Origin of the sequence: Neorhizobium sp. T7_12 (assembly GCF_002968535.1) — a bacterium.
Taxonomy (GTDB): Bacteria; Pseudomonadota; Alphaproteobacteria; order Rhizobiales; family Rhizobiaceae; genus Neorhizobium; species Neorhizobium tomejilense.
This window is the reverse complement of sequence record NZ_PVBK01000005.1, coordinates 145,117-168,903: the sequence shown is the minus strand read 5'-3', so window position 1 is coordinate 168,903 and position 23,787 is coordinate 145,117. Positions and strand designations below refer to the sequence as shown.

Here is a 23,787-nt window from a genome sequence, read left to right as displayed (position 1 = left end):
TGATCAACATCCTGCGGCGGCATCATGACGATGCCGCCGCTCGTTCAGCAAGGATACCCAGAATGGCGCACGTGGCCGAACCCGCTCAGTACAGCGGGCTGCAGGAAAGCTCCCGCACCATCCTCGACCATTATCAGCAACAGGTGCGGACCCGGCGGATCTATACCGTCGTCTCCATCGTCGTTTTCCTGATCGTGCTCGGCGCGTCGCTGGATTTCGCCAACGAAGCCAATTCCGGCAAGTTCTTCGAACGCCTTCCCTATTTCTTCGATTTCCTGAAGAGCTTCGTGCCGAACAGCCCGCTGGAAATCTTCCGCGCCATGTTCGACCTGCCGTCGCCCTATGCGGACGGATCGATCAAGTTCGACTATACGAGCGATCGCGTCTGGATCACCGACAGTTTCTATATTCCGAACTTCTTCTACCAGTTGGCGATCACCATCAACATCGCCATCGTTTCGACCATCCTCGGCGCCACCGGCGCCTTCCTTCTCTGCTTCTTCGCCTCCACCAATCTCGTCGGCGCCGGTCTCACGCGCTGGGTGGTGCGGCGCATCATGGAAATCCTGCGCGCCTTTCCGGAAATCGTCGTCGCAGGCCTGCTGGCCGCGATCCTGTCGATCGGTCCGATCGCGGCGATCATTGCCGTGTCGATCCACACCATCGGCGCGCTCGGAAAGCTGTTCTTCGAAGTGGTCGAGAATGCCGACATGAAGCCGGACGAAGGCCTGCGCGCGTCTGGTGCCAGCTGGCTGGAGCGCGTCCGCTTCGCGATCCTGCCGCAGGTCCTGCCGAATTTCGTCTCCTACACGCTGCTGCGTACCGAGATCAACGTGCGCGCCTCGACCATTATCGGCGCCGTCGGCGGCGGTGGCATCGGGGAAGTGTTCAGCCTGTCGATCGGCCGCGACCACGCCGCCAAGACCTATGCGATCATCATTCTACTTCTGATTACGGTCATCTGCGTCGACCAGTTCTCGGCCTGGCTGCGCCGCCGGCTGATCGGCAAGCAATCGTTCGAATTCGGCCGGGGAGCTGCCTGATGTCCAATCTCGCCGTCAATGCCGCCGATCGCGAACGCCTCCTCGCCGCCTATCCGAAAGTCTTTCACCGCAGCGTCTTGCAGCGCTGGGGCCTGGCGATCGCGGCCGTCGCCGTCTTCGTCTACCTCGCCTTCTGCTTCTCCTTCTTCAACGTCATCCCGACCTTCGTCAACGGCAACTGGGATCGCGCGGCGATCTACCTCCAGGACTGGTATTCATGGCGCGCGCAGCCCCGCCTGCGCTTCCAGAACGGCCAGGTCGTCCCACAATGGACGAGCCGCGGGCAATATCCGGAGGGTGCGGCGATCGACTGGCTGAAGCCGACCTCCAACGGCGGCTACACGGTGATCTTCGGTAGCGACGACCGGCTCGACGTGACCCCGAACCAAGTCGACGTCTATCTCGACGGCAAGCTCTATCCCGTCGCGATCAAAGGGGAGCGGGCGATACTGCCGGCCGGTGCGCCGGCGCGCATGGTGCAGGACGGCAACAAGGTCAATGTCCGTTTCGGCTTTGCCGGCCAGGCGGAAATCCGCAACAGCCAGGTCTATGTGCAGCGGCGTTTCCTCGGCTGGGCGAATTTCTTCTTCGACACGCAATCGCCGTTCTGGGGTCGCAGCGTCACCGGCGTGGCCGGGCTGATGCTCTTCGGCGAGCGGCTCGACCCGAGCCAGTCCAATGCCTCGCTGGCGCTCGACAACTTCTTGAATAATAGCAGCTGGCAGCATGGCGATATTCTCTCCAAGCTGATGCAGACGCTGGTCATGGCCTTCGTCGGCACGCTGTTTGCCACCCTCATCGCCTTCCCGCTTGCCTTCGTCGCGGCGCGCAACATCACCACGAGCCGGCCGATGAACTGGGGGATGAAGCGCTTTTTCGACTTCCTGCGCTCCATCGACATGCTGATCTGGGCCCTGTTCTTTACCCGCGCCTTCGGGCCGGGGCCGCTCCCGGGGATCGCCGCCATCTTCTTCACGGATACCGGTGCGCTCGGCAAGGTCTATTCGGAAGCGCTGGAGAATGTCGACGACAAGCAGCGCGAGGGCGTGAAGTCGGTGGGGGCCGCGCCGGTCATCGTGCAGCGTTACGGCGTCGTGCCGCAGGTCCTGCCGATCTTCATCTCGCAATCGCTGTATTTCTGGGAGTCCAACACCCGTTCGGCAACCGCGATCGGCGCTGTCGGTGCGGGCGGTATCGGCCTCAAGCTGCTCGAATCCATGAAGACCAATGCGGATTGGGACAAGGTTGCCTACATGGTCCTGCTGATCCTTCTCGTGGTCTTCGTCTTCGACAATCTCTCTAATGCGCTGCGTTCGCGCGTCATGGGCAAAAAGGGCTCCTGACAGGCCGGATTATCATCATTCTGTCATGGAAATCTTTTAGCCGGGGGTCCTGTTTCGCGGGCCGGCGCACAGGTAAAGTCGGCCGGCCTTCTCCTGATTCCGGAATCCCGTTTTGCGCTACGCTCTCTATTTTTCGCCCGCCGAAAACCATCCGCTGACGAAGGCGGCAGCGCGTTGGCTCGGCCGTGACGCCTTTACCGCCGATACGTTTCCGACGCCCGATGTCGACGGCCTGTCCCGCGACACCGTCCATGAACTGACCGCCGATCCGCGCCGCTACGCCTTTCATGCGACACTCAAGGCGCCGTTCGAGCTGCATCCGGACCGGACGGAAGCCGAGCTGATCAGGGCCGCCGAACGGTTCGCGGCCGAGACCACGGTCTTCGACATCCCGAACGTCATTGTCGGCCAGCTCGGGCGGTTCTTCGCGCTGGTTCCCGATACCATTTACCCGGAGCTCCAGCATTTTGCCGGACGCGTCGTCGAAGAGTTCGAACATTTTCGCGCGCCGCTGTCGGAGATCGATATCGCACGGCGCAAACCTGATATGTTAAGCTCGGCCCAGCGCGCCAATCTCGACCGCTGGGGTTATCCCTATGTCATGGACGAGTTCCGCTTCCACATGACGTTGACCGGGCAGGTCCCGCCCGAAGAGGCGCCCATCATGCGCCGCGAGCTCGACCGCCGCTTTGCCGATTTCGCCAACGCGCCGCTGACCGTCGATGGGCTCGCCATCTTCGTAGAGCCGGAGCGCGGCGCACCCTTCATCGCCCATCGCTGGCTTCCGCTGGCGTCCGCCTTCGAAAACAGAAAGACCGCATCATGACCACCGAACTCGTGCTCACCAATGCCCGCATCGTGCTCGAGGACAGCGTGATCTCCGGTTCAGTCCAGATCCGGAACGGCAAGATCACCGATATCTCGGAAGGCAATGTCCATACTGGCGAGGATTTCGAGGGCGATTATCTGATCCCGGGCCTGGTCGAACTTCATACCGACCATCTGGAACAGCATTATTCGCCGCGTCCGGGCGTGCGCTGGAACACCACGGCGGCGATCCAGGCCCATGACGCGCAGATCGCCACCTCCGGCATCACCACCGTCTTCGACTGCCTGCGCATGGGCGCCGACGAGGACGGCGGCTTTGCCCATGGCGAAATGCGGGACATGGCGGACGCGATTGCCGCCGCCGCCGCCTATGGTCGCCTGCGTTCCGAACACTTCCTGCATCTGCGCTGCGAAGTCTCCGCCGACAATTGCATGGAGCATTTCGTCGACTTCGAGAACGATCCGCATGTCCGGCTCGTCTCGCTGATGGATCACGCGCCGGGCCAGCGGCAGTTCCAGACGATGGATCAATACACGCTCTACTACCAGAAGAAGCGCGGCCTCAGCGACGAGGCATTCGCCGCTTTCGTGGCCAAACGCCAGGAAGAATCGGCACGCAATGCGACGCCGCACCGCGTTGCGATCTCCAAGATCTGCGCCGAGCATGGCATTACAGTCGCAAGCCATGACGACGCGACGCTTTCCCATGTGGGCGAAGCGATCGACAACGGCGTTCGGCTGGCGGAATTCCCGACCAGTTTCGATGCGGCAAAGGCTTCGCACGAAGCGGGCATGAGCGTGCTGATGGGTGCCCCGAACATCGTTCGCGGCAAGTCGCATTCCGGCAATATCGCCGCTCGCGACCTTGCCGAGCGTGGCGTGCTCGACGTGCTCTCCTCCGATTATGTGCCGCTCAGTCTGCTGCATGCGCCCTTCGTGCTTGCCTCGGAGGTTGAAAGCATCTCGCTGCCGAAGGCGCTCGCCATGGTCACCTCGACCCCTGCCCGCACCGTCAGCCTCGACGACCGGGGCCGGATCGCGACCGGCCTGCGTGCCGATATCGTCCGCGTCCATCACGAGGAGGGGGTTCCCGTCTCCCGCGCCGTCTGGCGGGAAGGCCGGCGGGTCGCCTGATGGACGCCAGGCCGACAGCAACGGAACCGGAGCGAAGCGGCTGCATGGTCGCGGTCGTCGGCCCGAGCGGGGCCGGCAAGGATACGCTGATGGCCTATGCCGCCCGGTTCTTCGAGGGCCGCGATGACGTCGTCTTCGTACGACGCGTCATCACCCGCAACGCCGCCGCCGGCGGTGAAGACCATGACGGCGTTTCCGAAGCGGAATTCGAGGCGCTGGAACAGGCTGGCCGTTTTGCGGTCTCCTGGGGTGCCCACGGCCTGAGATACGGCATTCCCGTCGAGACGAAAGAGGCCATGGCAAGAGGCCAGCTGGTCGTCGCCAACGGCTCGCGTTCGGCGCTTGCCCGGTTCAAGGATACCTATCCGTCGCTGGTGGTCATCAACATCACCGCCAGCCTGGACGTGCTCGCGGCCCGGCTCGAAGCGCGCGGACGGGAAACGCGCGAGGAGATACTTCGGCGTCTCGAACGCAGCTCGCTTACCGTGACCGGCGACTACCAGGTGGTAACGATCGACAATAGCGGATCGCTCGAAGATGCCGGCAGGGCCTTGGTCGAGGCTCTCAACGGTTGCTTTGCGAGCCACCCGATTGGCTAGCGAAAAACGTTCGATCGTTCTTTAAAGTCCCTGATCCGGCTCTATGTGCCTTTTCTTATATTAAGAAAGGGAAAAATCATGGGCCAGAGCAAGCCGCGCGAAGGGCAACGTCCCGATGGGGCAACTGCCATCGATCTGGAAGCGCGCGTCGTTGTTCTGGAAATCGTCTCCATGACGGCGTTGGCGCTTGCCATGGACACGTCCGAGAACGCAGACATCGAACACGCCCGCGGGATCAGCAATCTCGTTCTCGAAGCCGTGCACCAGCGCTGTCACGAGATGAACATGCCGGAGGATGCGCGGCTCACCGCCTGCACCTACGCCGACGAACTGCTTTCGACCGCGCTTCTGTCTCTCTATCCGCAGGAACACTGAGCCTTAGGCTCAGTGCGCTTCGTCCCAATTGCTGGCGGCGCGAGCATCGACCTTCAGCGGCACCCGCATCGAGATCGCCGGCATGGCCGCCTGCTCCATGGTCGAGATGATCACCGGCAAGGTCTTGTCGATCTCCTCATCCTCGACCTCGAAGATCAGTTCGTCGTGCACCTGCAGCAGCATGCGGGCTCTTCCGTTCAGTCCGGCCGTTTCGAGCGCCGGCTCCATCTTCGCCATCGCGCGGCGGATGATATCGGCGGCCGAACCCTGGATTGGCGCATTGATCGACGCACGTTCGTTGAAGGCACGCACCGAAGGGTTGGAAGACTTGATCTCCGGATAATGCGCCCGGCGGCCGAAGATCGTCTCGACGTAACCGTTCTCGCGCGCGAAGGTCTTGGTGCTTTCCATATAATCGCGGATGCCCGGGAAACGCTCGAAATACTTCTTGATGTAGTCGCCCGCTTCAGAGCGTTCGATCGATAGCTGGTTGGCCAACCCGAAAGCCGAGATGCCGTAGATGATGCCGAAGTTGATCGCCTTGGCGCGGCGGCGCACTTCGCTCGGCATGCCTTCGACCGGCACGCCGAACATTTCCGAGGCCGTCATCGCGTGAATGTCGATCCCATCGGCAAAGGCCTGGCGCAACTGCGGAATGTCCGCCACATGGGCCAGCACGCGCAGCTCGATCTGGCTGTAGTCGGCGGAAACCAGCTTGTGGCCGGGCGTCGAGATGAAGGCGGTGCGGATCTTGCGGCCTTCCGCCGTACGCACCGGGATGTTCTGCAGGTTCGGTTCCGAAGAGGAAAGGCGGCCTGTGGTGGTGGAGGCAAGCGAGTAGCAGGTGTGGACCCGTTTGGTCTCCGGGTGAACGTAACCCGGCAGCGCGTCCGTGTAGGTGGATTTCAGCTTTGTCAGCTGGCGCCAGTCGACGATCTTGCGCGGCAGGGGATGACCTTCGGCAGCCAAGTCTTCCAGCACGCTGGCCGAGGTCGACCACTGGCCGGTCTTGGTCTTGGCGCCGCCCGGTAGGCCCATCTTGCCGAACAGGATGTCGCCGAGCTGTTTCGGCGAGCCGATGGTGAACTTTTCTCCCGCCAGTTGGTAGATCTCGTCTTCGAAGGCGGCGGCTCGCTGGGCGAGCTCGCCGGAAAGCCTGGACAGGATCTGCCGGTCGATGGTGATGCCGCGCTCTTCCATGCGGGCGAGCACCGAAACCAGCGGCCGCTCGAGCCGCTCATAGATGCGCGTCAGCCCCGCGGCCGCCAGCTGCGGTTTCAGCACCAACCACAGGCGCAGCGTCACGTCGGCGTCTTCCGCCGCATAGGCGGTTGCCTTGTCGATATCGACGAAATCGAAGGTGACGCCCGCCTTGCCGCTGCCGGCAACTTCCTTGAAGGTGATCGGCTTGTGGTTCAGCCAGCGCTCCGACAATGCGTCCATGCCGTGGTTCGCCTTGCCAGCCTCCAGTACATAGGACATCAGCATCGTATCGTCGTAACCCTCGACGGTGATGCCATGACGTCTCATCAGCAGGTAATCGAACTTCAGGTTCTGCGCCACTTTCAGGACCGACGGGTCCTCCAAAAGCGGCTTCAGGCGCGCCAGCGCTTCCCTGATCGGGATCTGGTTTTCGGCAAGCCCGCCGCCGAGCAGATCGCCGACGCCGGTCTTGTGGATCAGCGGCACATAGGCCGCGCGGACCTCAAGGCCGGACGGATTGGCGATATTGTCGGCAAGTGCGAGAGAAAACCCGACCAGCTCCGCCTGCATCGGATCGAGCGATGTGGTTTCCGTGTCAAAGGCGACGAGACCGGTTTCCTGCGCCGCGCGGATCCAGTCGTCGAGCACCGTCAGGTCCCGGATGGTCACATAGCAGCTCGGATCGAGTTTGGCCTTGGCAAAGGCTTCGATGCGGGTCTGTGCGAATGCGGTCGGCGTTGCCGCCTCCGTGCCCTTGGCGACCGGCGCCTTGGCGGGATGAGCCGGCGCTTCCGCCGCTGCCTCGCCGGTGTCGACCGCTGCCACGCCGCCGGCATCGAGGTCCGGGCCGCGGGCGGCCTGGCCCCATTCGACGTTGACGACGGCGGGTTCGATGGCATCGGCATCGCAGTTGCAGGCGGCGGCGACGCGACGCGTCAGCGTCCCGAATTCCATGGTCTTCAGGAAGCCGACCAGTTTCGGGCCGTCCTGCGGCTCCAGCACCAGCGCGTCGAGATCGAGGTCCAGGGGCACGTCGAGCCGAAGCGAGACGAGCCGGCGCGAAAGGCGGGCGAGGTCGGCATTGGCGACGATGTTCTCGCGGCGCTTCACCTGCTTGATTTCGCCGGCGCGGGCAAGCAGCGTGTCGAGATCGCCGAATTCTTCGAGAAGCTGGGCTGCCGTCTTCGGGCCGATGCCCGGAATGCCCGGCACGTTGTCGACCGAATCGCCGACCATCGCCTGCAGGTCGATCATCTTCTCCGGCGGCACGCCCCATTTCTCGATGACGTCGGGAACGCCGATCTGCTTGTCCTTCATGCTGTCGTACATATGGACGTTCGGCGTCACGAGCTGCATCAGGTCCTTGTCCGACGAGACGATGGTCACATCGGCGCCGGTCGCCTCGGCCTGGCGGGCATAGGTCGCGATGATGTCGTCCGCCTCGAAACCTTCGGTCTCGATGCAGGGCAGGTTGAATGCGCGGGTCGCCTGGCGGATCAGGCCGAATTGCGGGATCAGTTCTTCCGGCGGCGCCGAACGGTTCGCCTTGTAGGCGTCGTACAGGTCCTTGCGGAAGGTCTTGGCGGAATAGTCAAAAATGACGGCGAAATGGCTGGGCGTCACGCCGACCGAGGTGTCGCGCGCATCGGTCAGCAGCTTCCACAACATGTTGCAGAAGCCGGAGACGGCGCCGACGGGCAGGCCATCGGATTTGCGGGTGAGCGGCGGCAGCGCGTGGAAGGCGCGGAAAATGAAGCCGGAACCGTCGATAAGGAAAAGATGATCGCCTTTTTTCATGGCGCAAGGAATAGCGTGGGGCATTTGATCCGTCCATGAAAACTTCGCTGCCGCGAAGCCTCCCGCCCCTCACCGGAACGTTACCGATTTGTAATATGCTTTCTCTTGAAAAGCCCGGGCCGGCCCCACATTTCCTACTCACCGGCGATTGATCACGCCGCAGTCTGGCAGCCGGCCTGTCCCCCGCCGAACCAGACCGGACAAAGGCCTATCCCCCTCTCCGGGCCTTTGTCCTTCCATCAGAAACCGCCACGGCTGTCCCCTCCCTGCCGTGGCGGTTTTTTATTGCTCTTCCGCAGGAAAGACTTGTCATTTACCCCATCTTCGCACAGGCTTGGCGAAAGCATGGCGTGCGATATATCTGGCAGATATTGCTCGCAAACGGGCTCGTTCAGGGAGGGATGAAGACCAGCCATGGGATTCGACCGCTCGCATTCTGCGACATACCTGGCGGGCCAACTCGCCAAAGGCTTTGCGCGCTCCTTGCAGAAGCGGGCGATGGTGCTTGGCTTTTCTCCCGGCCAGTTTCCCGTCCTGCTCGAACTCTGGCAGGAAGACGGGCTGACACAGAAGCAGCTCCTCGACAAGCTGGAGGTCGAGCAGGCGACGCTTGCCAACACGCTTGCCCGCATGGAGCGGGACGGCCTCATCCAGCGCACCCCCCATCCGAACGACCGCCGGGCACAGATCATCACGCTGACCTCGCTCGGCCGCGAGCTGGAAGTCCAGGCCGTGGAAGCGGCCTCCGAAGCGGATGCGGCCCTGTTCTCGGGCTTTCGCCGCTTCGAGCGCGAACTGATGATCGAATACATGCGGATGATCGTCGAGAACGCACGCAAAATCTAAGCCAACGGCCTCCCAGCGGCGTTTCGCATCATCTCTGCCCGTCCAACCACCCAAGGCGTCTTTGCCATTGTCTCCGCTGCCCCTGACTTGCTAACAAGGTCGGGCATTCGAAACGATGGACCGCTTCTTGCCTCCCGGGCTCGAGGTCTCGCATTTCAAAGACAGGATTTCCCATGACCGATCTTTCCGCCGTCCTCGACCGCGCCGACCAGAACCTTCCCGCAAGCCTCGAGCGCCTGTTCGGCCTCGTCCGCATCAAGTCGATCTCCACCGACCCCGTCTTCAAATCCGATTGCCGCAAGGCGGCCGAGTGGCTGGTGGCCGAACTGAAGGATCTCGGCTTCGAGGCGTCGGTTCGCGATACGACCGGTCATCCGATGGTCGTCGGCCACCATCCGGGCGTCAGCACCGATGCGCCGCACGTGCTGTTCTACGGTCACTACGACGTCCAGCCGGTCGATCCGATCGATCTCTGGGAGGACGATCCCTTCGACCCCAAGGTCAAGGAACTCGGTGCCGGCCGCAAGGTGGTGACGGGCCGCGGCGTTGCCGACGACAAGGGACAGCTGATGACCTTCGTCGAAGCCTGCCGGGCCTACAAGGATGTCCATGGTTCGCTGCCGGTGCGCGTCACCATCCTCTTCGAAGGCGAGGAAGAATCCGGCTCGCCATCGCTCAAACCCTTCCTCGACGCCAATGCCGCCGAGTTGAAGGCCGATTACGCACTCGTCTGCGATACCGGCATGTGGGATGCGGATACGCCGGCGATCACCGCGTCGCTGCGCGGTCTGGTCGGCGAAGAAATCATCGTCACCGCCGCCAACCGCGACCTTCATTCCGGGATGTACGGCGGCGCTGCGGCAAACCCGATCCAGATCCTGTCGAAAATCCTCGCCGGGCTGCATGACGATACCGGCCGCGTGACGCTCGAAGGCTTTTACGACGGCATTGAGGAGACACCGTCCAACATCAAGGCGGCCTGGGAAAACCTGGTCAGCGGTCGCGACGACTTCCTTGGGGAGGTAGGCTTGTCGGAGCTGGCCGGCGAAAAAGGCCGTTCGCTGCTCGAACTGCTCTGGGCGCGGCCGACCTGCGAATTCAACGGCATCAGCGGCGGTTACGAAGGCCAGGGCTTCAAGACCGTCATCGCGTCGAAGGCCTCGGCCAAGGTGTCCTGCCGTCTCGTCGGAGGCCAGGATCCGGAAAAGATCCGCGAGAGTTTTCGCGCCTATGTGCGCTCGAAGATCCCGGCTGACTGCTCGGTCGAGTTCCTGACGCATGGCGGCTCGCCGGCGATCCAGCTCGGTTACGATTCGCCGGTGCTCACCAAGGCGAAGACGGCGCTTTCCGAGGAGTGGCCGAAGCCGGCCTTGGTTGTCGGCGTCGGAGGATCGATCCCGATCGTCGGCGATTTCCAGAAGACGCTCGGCATGGAATCGCTGCTCGTCGGCTTCGGCCTCAGCGACGACCGCATCCACTCGCCGAATGAAAAATACGACCTGCGCTCCTTCCACAAGGGTATCCGCTCGTGGGCGCGCATTATCGCGGCGCTGGCTGACTGACCTCTGAAGGCCTGAAACGGAGAAGGGCCCGACGCGTCTCCGCGTCAGGCCCTTAAAAACAAAAAGGCCGGGGCAAGCCCGACCTTTCCACTCCCATTCACTGGTGCCAGTACATCCGTGGTCACTCGAAATGGGACAAGCATTTCCGACGCGGCCGCTCTTCGACCTTTTCAGATCACTGCGGCTCTAGCGGTCATCGTCCCTCGGTTAAGTAAACATCCCGTTAACGCGGATATGAAAACTGCCTCAAGACGGCACGGTCGCCCGTATTTGCCGTAACACACATGCTCGCTCAGGCTTTTGGAGCCCCGACCATGCGGTGCGTCGGAAACGCTATTGAACCCTAAATGGGAGCTAAGGTTTCCGTTTACAAGGGGTTAAGTTTAGAATCGCTCTAAACACTGGAGGAGTCTGCTCCAGAAAAGCAGAAAGGCCGGACAAGCCGGCCTTTCGCGAGTTCGACTCTGAGGTCTTCAGCAGATCATGCGCCCTGGAGGCGGTCTGCGGAAACCTTGCCAGAACGCTTGTCGCTGACGAGTTCGTAGGAGATCTTCTGACCGTCCTTGAGCTGGCCGAGGCCAGCGCGCTCAACGGCGGAGATGTGAACGAAAACGTCCTGCGAACCGTCGTCAGGCTGAATGAAGCCGTAGCCCTTGGTTGCGTTGAACCACTTTACAGTACCGGTAGCCATAACGATGCCTTTCCCTTGCAAATATGACCGACTATTCCACGCTCGAGCGCTTGGAACGTTGAAGTTTCGTATTTGAAGAGAGATCGTCGCAAACGCCGCGAGGCGCATAGTGCTGGCTATCAAACAAATATCGATGGCGAACCAGATAATGGCTCCGGTCAAAAAGGTCAAGATCGGGAAAATTAAGCCGCGCTTTCAAAGGCGAAATAGCCAACGATTTCAAGGCGCACAAAACAGAAAACCCGGCGCGGGAGGAGGTGCGCCGGGTTTCCGAAACTGACCAACAACTGGGAGGAGGAGGTGTTGTCGGTCCCATCTGGGGCGCTGGGAGGAGGAGTGCGCCCTTCGATGGATTGAACATACAGGAGCGAAGCTTAAAAAACAGTCACGATATCGCAGTGCAGCATTGCAATTTTCGCATAGCTCCTTTGTCCTCTTGCAGCCCACACCGTCCTGGGCCAATTTGAGTGCATGAGCCTCGAATCCGTCCGCGCCTTCTTCGCCGCCAACGCCCCCGATGTCCACGTCATCATTACCGAGCAAAGCTCGGCCACCGTGCCGCTTGCCGCCCTCGCTCACGGGGTGGCGCCCGAGCAGATTGCCAAGACGATCTGCGTACGCGCCGGCGAGACCACCATGCTTGTGGTGATGTCGGGAACCATCCGCCTGGACAACCGCAAATTCCGGGATCATTTCGGTGCCAAGCCGCGCATGCTCGGCGGTGACGAGACGGCCGAGATCACCGGCCATCCCATCGGCGGCGTGTGTCCGTTCGGGTTGCCTTCCCCGATCCCGATCTATTGCGACGTGTCGCTGCGGAAATTCCCTGAAGTCGTGCCTGCGGCCGGCGCCACCAATGCCGCTGTGCGCATCATCCCCGACCGAATGGCTGACCTGACCGCAGCGACGTGGATCGATGTCGGTCAGGATCCGGTTTAGAGGCGGCCGCTCAAGTAACGGTCGTACCAGGCGTGCTTGCTTTCCGCCGAAGCGGTTGCAACCACATAGCCGATGGCAAAACCGATCGCGCCGATCAGGGTGAACAGCGTCGTGGTCGCGGCGGGATGTTCGCGGATGGTGCCGGCAACCGAGCTTGCTTCGTTCTGTACGTAATGCGCAGCGTTGCCGGCGCGCTCAGTGACCTTGCCATAAGCGGCGCCGGTCTTTTCGGAGAGCATTTCGCGCAGGTTGGCAATCTCGGAACGCAGCGTCGCGATCTCGGTCTTAACGTTTTCGCCGGGTTCGTGATCGAAAGAGGGCGTATTCGATTTCGCGGGGGTGTTCAGGTTTCTGACGGGCTCTGCCATTACGGCCTCCTTGCGTTTTTCAAGAGACCGTTCAACTGCCGAAGGACTGATAGGTTCCTCGTTTAAAGCAAGAACCTATCGGCTTTTCGCCAGCGCCTCGGCGAGCGCCGAGAGCTTTTGCTTGTCGTCCGAGCCTTTTTGAAGGGAGTTCACGAGGATCAGCGCGAGTGCCTCGGCATCGGGGCTCGCCTTGTCGATCTGGTGTTCCGCGCAAGCCTGGTCAAAGACCTGCTGCAGCAAGCTGAGCTGGTCCGGATTGACAGGATTTCTAACCATCTGTGTAGGCATATAACCCTCCCGATCATACGGTGCCCGACCGGCGGACCATTCTCCTCGCCCTGCTCTACAATGGCGGCTGGAGAAACTTACCAGCGGCCTTCTATTGCGACAGACTTGCGCCGGCCTTGTCGGCGCCCGAGGAACAAAAAGGTCTACAAGCCACAGGAGAGAGGATTTTGAGCCTTGGCTAATAAATTGACAATAACAATAATAGACGGGTGTAATATAAGGGTGGACCCGCACGGGTTACTACCTATACGGGTCCTTTAGGTGTCTAAGGATGAGGCATGAAGGTCCAATGACGGCTTATGCCATGCCCGCTGGATCGCCGGTCGGCATCAGAGCGGGATTGAGCGTCGGATCCTGCGGGTTCTTGCTGTCGCCGGGATCCTGCGCAGGCGTCAATGGCGGCTTTTCCTGGGTTCGATCGGGTACGCCGCCCGCCGGTGTCGGCCCGCGCGGCTGAGGGCTCGGAGCGGGGATAGGGTCTCGATTGGGCATGATGGCCTCCTTTTCCTGTCAGGAAACCAACGACTGAGGCCAGCCACGGTTCCGCGGGCGGCCGGTATTCCCGAAGAAAACCTCACTCGCCTTCAGCGATACCGGCGCCGGTCGCGGGAGGCGGACGACATGCCGAGCATGTAGCCTATCGCCAGGCCGAGCAGACCGACGGTAGCAATTGCCGAGCCGGTAGCGACCGGATGGTCGACGGCGTGGGCGGCGACCATGCCCGCCTCGTCCTTGACGTGATGAACGGCAGATTTCGTACGGGCACCAACGCCTGTCTCTTCGGCGACATCACCGGTAAAGCCGGCAGCGAGAGGTTTTTTGGCCATTGAAGTCTCCTTTTCGGAAACAACACCCAAACGGAACGCGAGGTTCCGTCTCCAGCTTCCCATCTGAAAGGGCAGGCCTTTGTCTGAAGGGAATGGAAACCCGCGCCGACAGGGCCGGCGCGGGCAAAACCATTATTCGGTGACTTTAGCCTGTCCTTCGGACTGCTTCAGCACGACGGCTTCCTCGCGCGGGTCCACTTTCGGAGGCGCGATGCTTGCCGTGGTGACTTCCTTGTCCACCTTGGCGGAAGCCGTGACGTCGTGGCCGGCGCATTCCGCAAGGGCGGCGGTGGATGACAGGCCGAGCACGGCGGCGATTACGAGAACTGTCTTCATGCCATTCTCCTTTCGCTGTGGTTGCGGGTGCAAAGGTAACCCGTAGTGCGATGAACCCGAAATCACGAATTCGCGTTTTCAGGGTGCCTCATACGGCCTGTTTCATCGCTTCGCGGCGATTACATCAGTTTTGAAAGGGTTTCGCGATTGACGAAAATATCAGTCTTCCCGGCTTCATAAGCGGGGTGGCTGAACTCCAGCATTCCCCTTTCAGGCATTTCAAGTGCCTGCTTGACGCTGACCAGCCCGACCGGGACGCGCTGGTCGCCATTTCGGACGACTGCCTCGACGATTTTCTGCATATCCTCCCCTCCTCCAAGGTGGAATCCGCCATAACGCGGAGCGCGCCTCCTTGTTCCACCAGGATTCGGATTTTTTAGGTCGGATATGTCAGGGCCGCAGCTTTTCTCACGATCCAGCGAGCGGACTTTTTGGCTTCTCAATGGAAATCCAGCGGCAGCTGAATTCCTTTGGGAATATTCGGGCGTCGCTGGTTGGCGATCTGTATCTTCTGGAACGTCTCGCGCCGACGCTGCGCTTCAGCCTCGCGCAGAGCCTTCGATGCGGCGACTGCGGCCATTGCACGTTCGATCACATGTTCGGTTCTGCTCATCAGCACCTCCAGATGTTCTCTATTTGTTCTCATAAATGGAGATGGAAGTCAAGCGGTTCAATAAGTCCCGTCCGATAAACCATTCCTTTACGCCTCCTTAAATCGCCGCATTTAGAGTCCAGCCAAGATTTGGGCGATCAGACATTCAGTAACAGCCTGTTTTGACAGGCGCGTAACGGGGGTATGCCGGCTCACCATGGCAGCCAGAGGCAAATCAGACAAACGCGTTGAACCGTCCTTCGAGGGTTCGCGACCGAGCGACGATTTTCGCCTCGACGCGGACGAACGGGTCGTGGGTAACGGCCGGCCTGGCAAACGTCCATCGAAAGCTGAAAGCGGCGAGCGTTCCGAGCGCTCGGAACGCGCCCGTCCCTCGCGCGACAGGAAAGCCTCCACCCGTCGCCAGGGCGGCGGGTTCTTCTCACCGCTCAAGCGCTTGGTCTACTGGTGTTTCGTGCTCGGCATCTGGGCCGGCATCGCAGTCGGCGGGCTGGTGCTCTATTACGGCGCTAAAATGCCGGCCGCCAGTACCTGGTCGATCCCGGACCGCCCTGCGAACATGAAGATCACCGCGGTCGATGGCTCGGTCGTCGCCAATCGCGGCTCGACCGGCGGCGAGGCCCTGGCGCTCGAGGAGATGTCGCCCTACCTGCCGCAGGCGGTGATCGCCATCGAGGACCGGCGTTTCTATTCGCATTTCGGCGTCGATCCGCTGGGCCTGGCGCGCGCCCTCGTCAACAACCTGACGGGCCAGCCGATCCAGGGCGGCTCGACGATCACCCAGCAGCTCGCCAAGAACCTGTTCCTGTCGCCGGACCGCACGTTCGAACGCAAGATCCAGGAGGTGCTCCTGTCCTTCTGGCTGGAGCACAAGTTCACCAAGGACCAGATCCTTGCCATGTACCTGAACCGGGTATTCTTCGGTTCGAACGCCTATGGCGTGGAGGCCGCCTCGCGGCGGTATTTCAACAAGTCCGCCCGCGACGCTAATCTCGGCGAAGCGGCGACGCTTGCCGGTCTCCTCAAGGCACCTTCCCGCCTGTCGCCGGCCCGCGATCCGAAGGCAGCGGAAGCGCGCGCCCAGGTCGTGCTCGGCACGATGCGCGAGGAAGGTTACATCACCGACAGCGACCTGAAGAGTGCCATGTCGCAGCCGCCGGCCAAGGCGAAGCGCTACTGGACCGGCGCCCAGCATTATGCCGCCGACATGGTCGTCGACGAGGTGAAGAGCCTGATCGGCGAACCGAAGGTCGACGTGACCGTCGAAACGACGCTCGACATGCGCCTCGAAGCCGCCGCCGAAAAGTCGCTGAACGATGTCCTCAAGAAGGAGGGCGGCAAGCTCAACGCCTCGCAGGCAGCCCTCGTCTCGGTCGATGCGACAGGCGCAATCCGGGCGCTGGTGGGCGGCCGCGATTATGCGACGAGCCAATTCAACCGCGCCGTCAAGGCGAAGCGCCAGCCGGGTTCGGCTTTCAAACCCTTGGTCTATGCCGCAGCACTCGAAGCCGGCGCCCGGCCGGACTCGATGGTCAACGATACGCCGGTCAAGATCGGCAACTGGTCGCCGGAGAATTTCGACGAGAAATACCGCGGTCCGGTGACGCTCGCCTCGGCCTTCGCGCAATCGCTGAATACGGTTGCCGCGCAGCTGGCCATGCAGGTCGGTCCCGACAAGGTGGTGAGCCTTGCCCACCGGCTCGGCATCGATTCCGACATCCAGGCAAATGCCTCGATCGCGCTCGGCACCTCGGAAGTCTCGCTGGTCGAGCTGACGTCTGCCTACGCATCCTTCATGAACGGCGGCTACAAGGCGACGCCGCATATCGTCAAGCGTATCATCGATCCGGATGGCAAGGTGCTTTACGAGGCCGATTACGCCAACCCGCCGCGCGTGCTCAGCGAACCGGTGGCGGCGACGATGAACGGCATGATGAACCGCGTCATCAACGAGGGTACCGGCAAGGCCGCCAGGATCGACGGCTGGCAGGCAGCCGGCAAGTCGGGCACCACCCAGTCGTTCCGCGACGCGCTGTTCGTCGGTTATACCAGCATCATGACGACCGGCATCTGGTTCGGCAACGACGACGGCGCCTTCATGAAGAAGGTGACCGGCGGCGGGCTGCCGGCAAAGGCCTGGAAGGAATACATGACGTCAGCGATGAAGGGTTATACGCCGACGCCGCTGTTCGGCACCGGCCGCGGCCTCGATCTGCCGCCGCCGGCCGCAGTCCAGCCGGACTCTCCGTCGACGACGATCGGCGATATCATTTCCGGCATCCTGCCCGGTGGCCGCCGAACCCAGGACGAACTCCCCGCCGACTATCCGCCGGCGCCGCGCCCTCCCGCCCAGGATTCCGCCTCGATCGAACGGGAACCCGCCCGCGTGCGGCCGGTCTATGGCGACAACCAGGGATACGACAACGGGGACAACCGACAGATATACGACAACAGGCCAGTCTATGGCGACCGCGGCCGCCGTAGCGATGTAATACCGCCGGGCGACGTTCCGGTCCGTGATTATCGCCAGTATCGCGGCCCCTATGATTCGTCCGCTCCGGTGCCGCCGGGAGCGATCGGCGGCGGCCCCGTTCCGCCCGGCGACGTCGGCGTTGCGGGCTCCGGAGACCAGCCGCGGCAGACAACGCTTTTCGACCTGATCATGGGGCAGTGAAGCGTATTGACAGTATTGCTCGGCAAACTGTTCTTTTTGCTAGGATCCGGGCGATTTCTCGCCTTGCAGTCCTAAAAACCCGTCCTTATATACGCCGCATGACCGCAGCCGATGCTGCGTACCATCCCAGTCGAGGAACTGTCAGTGGAATGCCTTTGAGGGGTTCCGATGGTTCGCTTAAAGGAGAGAGAAGAAAATGGCAAAAGTAATTGGCATCGACCTCGGTACCACCAACTCCTGCGTCGCCATCATGGACGGCAAAGATGCGAAGGTGATCGAGAACGCCGAAGGCGCGCGTACCACGCCCTCCATGGTCGCATTTTCCGATGACGGCGAACGCCTCGTCGGCCAGCCGGCCAAGCGCCAGGCGGTCACCAACCCCACCAATACCCTCTTCGCCGTGAAGCGCCTGATCGGCCGCCGCTACGAAGATCCGACGGTTGAAAAAGACAAGGGCCTCGTTCCTTTCGATATCGTCAAGGGCGACAATGGCGATGCATGGGTCAAGGCCCAGGGCAAGAACTATTCCCCCGCACAGGTTTCCGCGATGATCCTTCAGAAGATGAAGGAAACCGCTGAATCCTACCTCGGTGAAAAGGTCGAAAAGGCCGTCATCACTGTTCCTGCCTACTTCAACGACGCGCAGCGCCAGGCAACCAAGGATGCCGGCCGCATTGCAGGTCTCGAAGTTCTCCGCATCATCAACGAACCGACGGCAGCCGCTCTCGCCTATGGCCTCGACAAGAAGGACGGCAAGACGATCGCCGTCTACGACCTTGGCGGCGGCACGTTCGACATCTCGGTCCTCGAAATCGGCGATGGCGTCTTCGAAGTGAAGTCGACCAACGGCGACACCTTCCTCGGCGGTGAAGACTTCGACATGCGTCTCGTCGAATATCTTGCCAACGAGTTCAAGAAGGACCAGGGCATCGACCTGAAGAACGACAAGCTCGCCCTGCAGCGCCTCAAGGAAGCTGCCGAAAAGGCCAAGATCGAACTCTCCTCCTCGCAGCAGACCGAAATCAACCTGCCGTTCATTACGGCCGACGCTTCCGGTCCGAAGCACCTGACCCTGAAGCTGACCCGCGCCAAGTTCGAAAGCCTGGTCGACGATCTCGTCCAGCGCACCATCGCACCGTGCAAGGCAGCCCTCAAGGATGCCGGCGTCACCGCCGCCGAAATCGATGAAGTGGTTCTCGTCGGCGGCATGAGCCGCATGCCGAAGGTCCAGGAAGTCGTCAAGCAGCTGTTCGGCAAGGAGCCGCACAAGGGCGTCAACCCGGATGAAGTGGTCGCTCTCGGCGCCGCCATCCAGGCAGGCGTTCTGCAGGGCGACGTCAAGGACGTTCTGCTGCTCGACGTGACCCCGCTGTCGCTCGGCATCGAAACGCTCGGTGGCGTCTTCACCCGCCTGATCGACCGCAACACGACGATCCCGACCAAGAAGAGCCAGACCTTCTCGACCGCCGAGGACAACCAGCAGGCCGTGACCATCCGCGTATCGCAGGGCGAGCGCGAAATGGCCCAGGACAACAAGCTGCTCGGCCAGTTCGACCTCGTCGGCCTGCCGCCGTCGCCGCGCGGCATGCCGCAGATCGAAGTTACGTTCGACATCGACGCCAACGGCATCGTCCAGGTTTCGGCCAAGGACAAGGGCACCGGCAAGGAACAACAGATTCGCATCCAGGCTTCCGGCGGTCTCTCCGACGCCGAGATCGAAAAGATGGTCAAGGACGCCGAGGCCAATGCCGAAGCCGACAAGAAGCGCCGCGCCGGCGTCGAAGCCAAGAACCAGGCCGAAAGCCTCGTTCACTCCAGCGAGAAGTCGCTGAAGGAATATGGCGACAAGGTTTCCGAGACCGACCGCAAGGCGATCGAGGATGCGATCGCTTCGCTGAAGACCGCCATCGAAGCCTCAGAGCCGGACGCCGATGACATCCAGGCGAAGACGCAGGTCCTGATGGAAGTGTCGATGAAGCTTGGTCAGGCCATCTACGAGGCCCAGCAGGCCGAAGGCGGCGAAGGCTCCGAGGGCGGCAAGGACGATATCGTCGATGCCGACTACGAGGAAGTCAAGGACGACAAGAAGTCCGCCTGATCCGCCGGTTGCCTGATGGCCAGACCTCGACCATAGTAGACTAGAGTATCCGGCTGCCTTCGTGCAGCCGGAATCCTTTCCGGAGCCGGTTACCTCCATGGCAAAAGCAGACTTTTACGAAACGCTGGGTGTCGGCAAGACCGCCGACGAGAAGGAGCTGAAAAGCGCCTTCCGCAAGCTCGCGATGAAATATCATCCCGACAAGAATCCGGGCGACGCAGAAGCCGAAAAGAAGTTCAAGGAGCTCGGCGAAGCCTACGAGACCTTGAAGGATCCTCAAAAGCGCGCGGCCTACGACCGCTTCGGCCATGCCGCCTTCGAACAGGGCGGAATGGGCGGTGGCGGCGGCTTCTCGGGCGCGGGCGCCGGCGGTTTCTCCGACATCTTCGAAGATATCTTTGGCGAAATGATGGGCGGCGGTCGTGCCCGGCGCTCGACCGGCGGTCGCGAACGCGGCGCCGATCTTCGCTACAATATGGAAATCACGCTGGAAGAAGCCTTTTCCGGCAAAACGGCGCAGATCCGGGTTCCGACCTCGATCACCTGCGACGTCTGTTCGGGTTCGGGCGCCAAGCCCGGCACCCAGCCGAAGACCTGCGGCACCTGCCAGGGCTCCGGCCGCGTGCGCGCATCCCAGGGCTTCTTCTCGGTCGAGCGCACCTGCCCGACCTGCCACGGCCGCGGCCAGACGATCACCGATCCCTGCGGCAAGTGCCACGGCCAGGGCCGCGTCACCGAAGAGCGTTCGCTGTCGGTCAACATCCCGGCCGGCATCGAAGACGGCACCCGCATCCGCCTTCAGGGTGAAGGCGAAGCCGGTACGCGCGGCGGGCCTGCGGGCGATCTCTACATCTTCCTGTCGGTGAAACCGCACCAGTTCTTCCAGCGCGACGGCGCAGACCTTTATTGCGCCGTGCCGATCTCGATGACGACGGCCGCCCTTGGCGGCACGTTCGACGTGGCCACTCTCGATGGAACCAAATCCCGCGTGACGGTGCCGGAAGGCACCCAGCCGGGCAAGCAGTTCCGCCTGAAGGGCAAGGGCATGCCGGTGCTGCGGTCCAGCCAGACGGGCGATCTCTACATCCAGATCCAGATCGAGACGCCGCAGAAGCTCACCAAACGGCAGCGCGAGCTGCTGCAGGAATTCGAGGAACTGTCCTCGAAGGACAACAATCCGGAATCGACGGGCTTCTTTGCCCGGATGAAGGAATTCTTCGAGAGCTGAGCTTCTCGATCCTAAATTTTGAAGCCGCCCGCAACAGGCCATTGCGGGCGGCTTTTTCGTTGGGCGGCTAGAAGGTGTCGTGGACACCGCTGCGCGGATCGCTCACCATATGCGGCTCATAGATGCCGGCCCGCGCGGTTCGCCTCCAGGGGCGGGCGATCTCTCCCGGATTGTGAGCGACATCGACGACCGCAAACGAGGGGGTGGCATCCGCCGAGCATTGTACCGCCCATTCGCCGCTCGGGCCGGCGATCCCGGACGGAGGCATGAAGCCGGGATAGGCGAGAACCGAGAAACTCACCCAGTAGCGGTTGGCCGCCGCGTGTCCCAGAACCTCCGCGGCAAAGGCCGGCGTTGCGCCGGTGGTCGAGAACAGGACGCAATCGACGTCGAGCTGCTCGTATTCCCGAAAGATTTCGGGAAAGTGTGTCTCCATGCCAAGCGAGCAGCCGAAGCGGACGCCATCGACCTCGACGGTCACCGGGGTCGAACCGGGCGTGTACATGAACGAGATCTTGGTGTTCGACAGCAGGCGCTCGTCATAGCGCGTCACCAGCTCTCCCCGGTCGGAGACGACATAGAGACTGTTATGCGGCCAGTGCGGCTCTGTCAGCTGGTGCACGGAACCGATGACCGCAAAGAGCCCGAGCTCGCGGGCCAGCGCCCGCGTGGCTTCCAGTTCCTCGCGCAGCACGGCCCATTCGAACCGGCTCCAGTCGGACGGACCGACCGGATCGCGGCCGGTCGAAGACATGATGTGCTTGTCGGGAGAGCAGGTCGCACCTTCGGGGAAGTGGATCACCCTCGCGCCCGCCTGTCGCGCTTCGCGCATCAGGCGCCGCATCTCTTCGCCGCTGGCACGAAGCTCGGCTGCGTTACGTGGGTCGACATAGGGCATGGTCTGTGCCACCGCCAGACGCACCGATCTGGCCTGCGGCCGGGGATCGTTCGGGGCCTTCTCGCGGATATGGCTGAGGGCTGCGGTATAGGATTCGCCTGTCTTAGCGGCACGGGCACGGACACGGCGTTTGAAATTTCCGTTTTGCGTCATCTTGAGCCTTTCACGTCCCGGACGGAGTTCCCCAGCAACCACATCCGAAACGGTCGGACCAAGATAACGACCCGAGACTGAAGTCCCTTTGCCTCCGTTTCAGGACCATGCTGGAGAAGGTCCGGGGAGGTTCGGCGCAGGCCACGCCAAACAAAAAAATGCCGGTCCCGCCTTGATTCGTCAACTGGGACCAGGCCCCGATTTCAGGCCGTCTATTTCAGGCCAGCGACTGGATCGACGCGCTGGCGAGGATCATTGCGAAGAGGACGAGGCAGGCAGCGGCGGCGCGTCGCACGACGATCGGCTTCACCTCGAAACGTTCCGTCCGCCGCATCAGGCTGCCGAAGGCGATCCAGCCATTGGCGACACAGATTACCAGTCCCGCAAACAGCGCGAGCCAGGGCGCGAGTTCCGGCAGGCTGCCATGCGGCATGATGACGAGCGCGATGATCAGCGCCTTGGGGTTCAGCACCGTCGTGACGAAGACCTGGCGGATGGAAATTTCCGCCGCTTCCTTCGCCCGCTTTTCGGACATCCACAGGCTATAGCCGAGATAAAGAACCCAAATACCCGCCGCGAGCTTCGCCCAGACCAGCGCCTGCGGATAGGCATCGAAGAAAGGCGCCGCGAGCGTTGCCACCGGCACGATCACCAGCAGATAACCGCCGAGTTCGCCAGCGATCAGGGGCAGGCCCCTCAGCCAGCCGCGCGCATATCCGCCAAGCGCCATCAGCGTATTGGTCGGCCCCGGCGTGCAGAGAAGCAGGAGGATGGCGAGGGTGAATTCCGGAAGGGTCATGCAACTGCCTGTAGAAGTGGCCGGCATGGTCCGGCCCCCTCCTCTCTATCGGTTTTTTCAGCATGCCGATTGACACCCGTCAAACCAGCTTATTTTGTCGGCGAAGGCATGCGGGCCACGAACCAGCCGAAATATCTCTGGATTGCTGGCGAGACGACAAATACGATCGACAGCACCATGATCGGCGCGATCAGGATCGTTCGATGCCACACGGCCCAACCTTCGGTGAGCGGCGCGAGGATATAGAGAAGTACCGTGATCAACGGATAGACGGCGAGGATCATTACGAGGGCGAGACGCGCCTTCGAAGGGTTGACGCGAGCGGGTACGGTCTGCAATTGCGCCTCCATGGCTTGATTTCTGCTATCGGAACTGAGGGTTAAAGTTGCTGTGGTCACTATGGGCTCTATAGAAACGGTCCGTTTCCATAGAGCCCATATAACGAAACGAGCCGTTTCGTTCAAGTAGGACTCTTGTGATGTCGAATAAAATTTTGCTTGGGGTATCCGCATGACTGCGAAAAAGGCTGCGGAGGCGCGCCGCACGTCGATCGGCGCCCAGCGCAATCCCGCCAGCCAGGACGCCATTCTCCAGGCTGCGGAGGAAATTCTTGTCGAGGGTGGGCTGGGATCGTTTTCGATCGAGGCCGTGGCCCGGCGAGCCCATGCGGGCAAACCGACTATTTATCGGTGGTGGCCGACGCGTACGATCCTGCTTCTGGACGTCTACCATCGCCAGAAATTCGTCGATATCGCACCCGATACCGGCGCGATCGAGACCGATATCTTCCAGCTCCTGAGCGACTTGCTCGAGTTTTGGAATACCGGCCATGGAGGCGCGGTCTTCCGCTCCGTCATCGCCGAGGCCCAGACCGACCCGGCGGCCAGCAAGGCGCTCGCGGCCTACATGGCCGAGCGATACCAGCAGGGCGGCGAGATATTTCGCCGGGCAAAGGCCCGAGACGAAGTGGCCGATTGGGTCGTACCCGAGCTTGCCATGGAGATCATAACGAGCTTCGTGTGGAAACGGCTGCTCACCGACCGGCTGGAGATTGCGCCGGAACAATTGCGCCTGGTGGTTCGCCACCTCGTGCACGGCTTAAAGGCATAGTAGGTCTCCGGAACATCCGCCCGCCCGTGTCCAAT

25 protein-coding genes are annotated in these 23,787 nt (G+C 61.9%); 13 read left to right on the top strand and 12 right to left on the bottom strand.

Features of this window, described 5'->3' with window-relative positions; translation table 11 throughout:
- Nucleotides 1-62: 62 nt before the first annotated feature.
- From phnE (C5J26_RS14185) to C5J26_RS14160, 6 genes are all read left to right on the top strand, one after another.
- On the top strand, nt 63-1,043 hold the full coding sequence (gene phnE / locus C5J26_RS14185; RefSeq protein ID WP_105402331.1) for a phosphonate ABC transporter, permease protein PhnE: 981 nt from the start codon (nt 63-65) through the stop codon (nt 1,041-1,043).
- Nucleotides 1,043-2,386, top strand: a complete 1,344-nt coding sequence (phnE, locus tag C5J26_RS14180; protein WP_105402330.1) for a phosphonate ABC transporter, permease protein PhnE — start codon at nt 1,043-1,045, stop codon at nt 2,384-2,386. Before phnE (C5J26_RS14185) ends, phnE (C5J26_RS14180) begins: the two co-directional genes overlap by 1 nt.
- A 112-nt stretch (nt 2,387-2,498) precedes the next feature.
- Entirely contained in the window at nt 2,499-3,212 is a 714-nt protein-coding gene (locus C5J26_RS14175) for a DUF1045 domain-containing protein (protein WP_105402329.1), read from the top strand.
- A complete protein-coding gene (locus tag C5J26_RS14170; RefSeq protein WP_105402328.1) occupies nt 3,209-4,348 on the top strand; it encodes an alpha-D-ribose 1-methylphosphonate 5-triphosphate diphosphatase in 1,140 nt (379 codons plus the stop codon). Before C5J26_RS14175 ends, C5J26_RS14170 begins: the two co-directional genes overlap by 4 nt.
- Nucleotides 4,348-4,947, top strand: a complete 600-nt coding sequence (gene phnN / locus C5J26_RS14165) for a phosphonate metabolism protein/1,5-bisphosphokinase (PRPP-forming) PhnN (RefSeq protein WP_105402327.1) — start codon at nt 4,348-4,350, stop codon at nt 4,945-4,947. The genes C5J26_RS14170 and phnN overlap by 1 nt, the downstream gene beginning before the upstream one ends.
- A gap of 78 nt (nt 4,948-5,025) precedes the next feature.
- A complete protein-coding gene (locus C5J26_RS14160) occupies nt 5,026-5,322 on the top strand; it encodes a hypothetical protein (protein ID WP_046602925.1) in 297 nt (98 codons plus the stop codon).
- A gap of 9 nt (nt 5,323-5,331) precedes the next feature.
- Here C5J26_RS14160 and polA read toward each other — a convergent pair whose 3' ends face one another.
- The gene (polA, locus tag C5J26_RS14155; protein ID WP_105402326.1) at nt 5,332-8,322 is read right to left on the bottom strand and encodes a DNA polymerase I; all 2,991 of its coding nucleotides are present in this window, start codon (nt 8,320-8,322) and stop codon (nt 5,332-5,334) included.
- 414 nt (nt 8,323-8,736) lie between these two features.
- Here polA and C5J26_RS14150 point away from each other — a divergent pair, with 414 nt between their 5' ends.
- On the top strand, nt 8,737-9,168 hold the full coding sequence (locus C5J26_RS14150; protein ID WP_046602923.1) for a MarR family winged helix-turn-helix transcriptional regulator: 432 nt from the start codon (nt 8,737-8,739) through the stop codon (nt 9,166-9,168).
- A 173-nt stretch (nt 9,169-9,341) separates the two neighbouring features.
- Nucleotides 9,342-10,730 (top strand): M20/M25/M40 family metallo-hydrolase, encoded by a 1,389-nt coding sequence (locus C5J26_RS14145; RefSeq protein WP_105402325.1) that lies wholly within the window; start codon nt 9,342-9,344, stop codon nt 10,728-10,730.
- A 481-nt stretch (nt 10,731-11,211) separates the two neighbouring features.
- On the opposite strand, the gene C5J26_RS14140 is transcribed toward C5J26_RS14145, so the two are convergent.
- Entirely contained in the window at nt 11,212-11,421 is a 210-nt protein-coding gene (locus tag C5J26_RS14140) for a cold-shock protein (RefSeq protein ID WP_007754264.1), read from the bottom strand.
- Between the two features lie 471 nt (nt 11,422-11,892).
- Between C5J26_RS14140 and C5J26_RS14135 the strand changes: the two genes are divergently transcribed.
- Nucleotides 11,893-12,360 carry a YbaK/EbsC family protein gene (locus tag C5J26_RS14135; RefSeq protein WP_105402324.1) on the top strand — a complete coding sequence of 156 codons (468 nt, stop codon included), beginning with the start codon at nt 11,893-11,895 and terminating at the stop codon, nt 12,358-12,360.
- On the opposite strand, the gene C5J26_RS14130 is transcribed toward C5J26_RS14135, so the two are convergent.
- From C5J26_RS14130 to C5J26_RS32710, 7 genes are all read right to left on the bottom strand, one after another.
- The gene (locus C5J26_RS14130) at nt 12,357-12,728 is read right to left on the bottom strand and encodes a hypothetical protein (protein WP_105402323.1); all 372 of its coding nucleotides are present in this window, start codon (nt 12,726-12,728) and stop codon (nt 12,357-12,359) included. The genes C5J26_RS14135 and C5J26_RS14130 overlap by 4 nt on opposite strands.
- Nucleotides 12,729-12,803: 75 nt before the next feature.
- The gene (locus C5J26_RS14125) at nt 12,804-13,016 is read right to left on the bottom strand and encodes a hypothetical protein (RefSeq protein WP_172716915.1); all 213 of its coding nucleotides are present in this window, start codon (nt 13,014-13,016) and stop codon (nt 12,804-12,806) included.
- A 297-nt stretch (nt 13,017-13,313) separates the two neighbouring features.
- Complete coding sequence (locus C5J26_RS14120) at nt 13,314-13,508, bottom strand: hypothetical protein (RefSeq protein WP_105402322.1); 195 nt, start codon at nt 13,506-13,508, stop codon at nt 13,314-13,316.
- A gap of 92 nt (nt 13,509-13,600) precedes the next feature.
- Nucleotides 13,601-13,843, bottom strand: coding sequence for a hypothetical protein (locus tag C5J26_RS14115; RefSeq protein ID WP_105402321.1), 243 nt, complete (start codon nt 13,841-13,843; stop codon nt 13,601-13,603).
- Nucleotides 13,844-13,975: 132 nt separating this feature from the next.
- Nucleotides 13,976-14,179: a hypothetical protein gene (locus C5J26_RS14110; RefSeq protein WP_105402320.1), complete on the bottom strand. Its 204-nt coding sequence runs from the start codon at nt 14,177-14,179 to the stop codon at nt 13,976-13,978.
- A 119-nt stretch (nt 14,180-14,298) separates the two neighbouring features.
- Nucleotides 14,299-14,481: a hypothetical protein gene (locus C5J26_RS14105; protein WP_046638101.1), complete on the bottom strand. Its 183-nt coding sequence runs from the start codon at nt 14,479-14,481 to the stop codon at nt 14,299-14,301.
- A 137-nt stretch (nt 14,482-14,618) separates the two neighbouring features.
- Entirely contained in the window at nt 14,619-14,792 is a 174-nt protein-coding gene (locus C5J26_RS32710; protein ID WP_172745855.1) for a hypothetical protein, read from the bottom strand.
- A 196-nt stretch (nt 14,793-14,988) separates the two neighbouring features.
- Between C5J26_RS32710 and C5J26_RS14100 the strand changes: the two genes are divergently transcribed.
- The 3 genes from C5J26_RS14100 to dnaJ all read left to right on the top strand — a co-directional run bounded on the left by C5J26_RS14100 (nt 14,989) and on the right by dnaJ (nt 20,792).
- On the top strand, nt 14,989-17,466 hold the full coding sequence (locus C5J26_RS14100; RefSeq protein WP_105402319.1) for a transglycosylase domain-containing protein: 2,478 nt from the start codon (nt 14,989-14,991) through the stop codon (nt 17,464-17,466).
- Nucleotides 17,467-17,662: 196 nt separating this feature from the next.
- Nucleotides 17,663-19,564, top strand: a complete 1,902-nt coding sequence (dnaK, locus tag C5J26_RS14095) for a molecular chaperone DnaK (RefSeq protein WP_105402318.1) — start codon at nt 17,663-17,665, stop codon at nt 19,562-19,564.
- A gap of 97 nt (nt 19,565-19,661) precedes the next feature.
- Complete coding sequence (gene dnaJ / locus C5J26_RS14090; RefSeq protein ID WP_105402317.1) at nt 19,662-20,792, top strand: molecular chaperone DnaJ; 1,131 nt, start codon at nt 19,662-19,664, stop codon at nt 20,790-20,792.
- Nucleotides 20,793-20,859: 67 nt separating this feature from the next.
- On the opposite strand, the gene C5J26_RS14085 is transcribed toward dnaJ, so the two are convergent.
- The 3 genes from C5J26_RS14085 to C5J26_RS14075 form a co-directional block, all read right to left on the bottom strand.
- Nucleotides 20,860-21,843: a carbon-nitrogen hydrolase family protein gene (locus C5J26_RS14085; RefSeq protein ID WP_105402316.1), complete on the bottom strand. Its 984-nt coding sequence runs from the start codon at nt 21,841-21,843 to the stop codon at nt 20,860-20,862.
- A gap of 217 nt (nt 21,844-22,060) precedes the next feature.
- Nucleotides 22,061-22,642 (bottom strand): LysE family translocator, encoded by a 582-nt coding sequence (locus C5J26_RS14080; RefSeq protein WP_206051186.1) that lies wholly within the window; start codon nt 22,640-22,642, stop codon nt 22,061-22,063.
- 89 nt (nt 22,643-22,731) lie between these two features.
- On the bottom strand, nt 22,732-22,980 hold the full coding sequence (locus tag C5J26_RS14075) for a hypothetical protein (protein ID WP_105402480.1): 249 nt from the start codon (nt 22,978-22,980) through the stop codon (nt 22,732-22,734).
- A 172-nt stretch (nt 22,981-23,152) separates the two neighbouring features.
- On the opposite strand from C5J26_RS14075, the gene C5J26_RS14070 reads away from it, so the two are divergent.
- Nucleotides 23,153-23,752 carry a TetR/AcrR family transcriptional regulator gene (locus C5J26_RS14070; protein WP_105402314.1) on the top strand — a complete coding sequence of 200 codons (600 nt, stop codon included), beginning with the start codon at nt 23,153-23,155 and terminating at the stop codon, nt 23,750-23,752.
- Nucleotides 23,753-23,787: the final 35 nt, after the last annotated feature.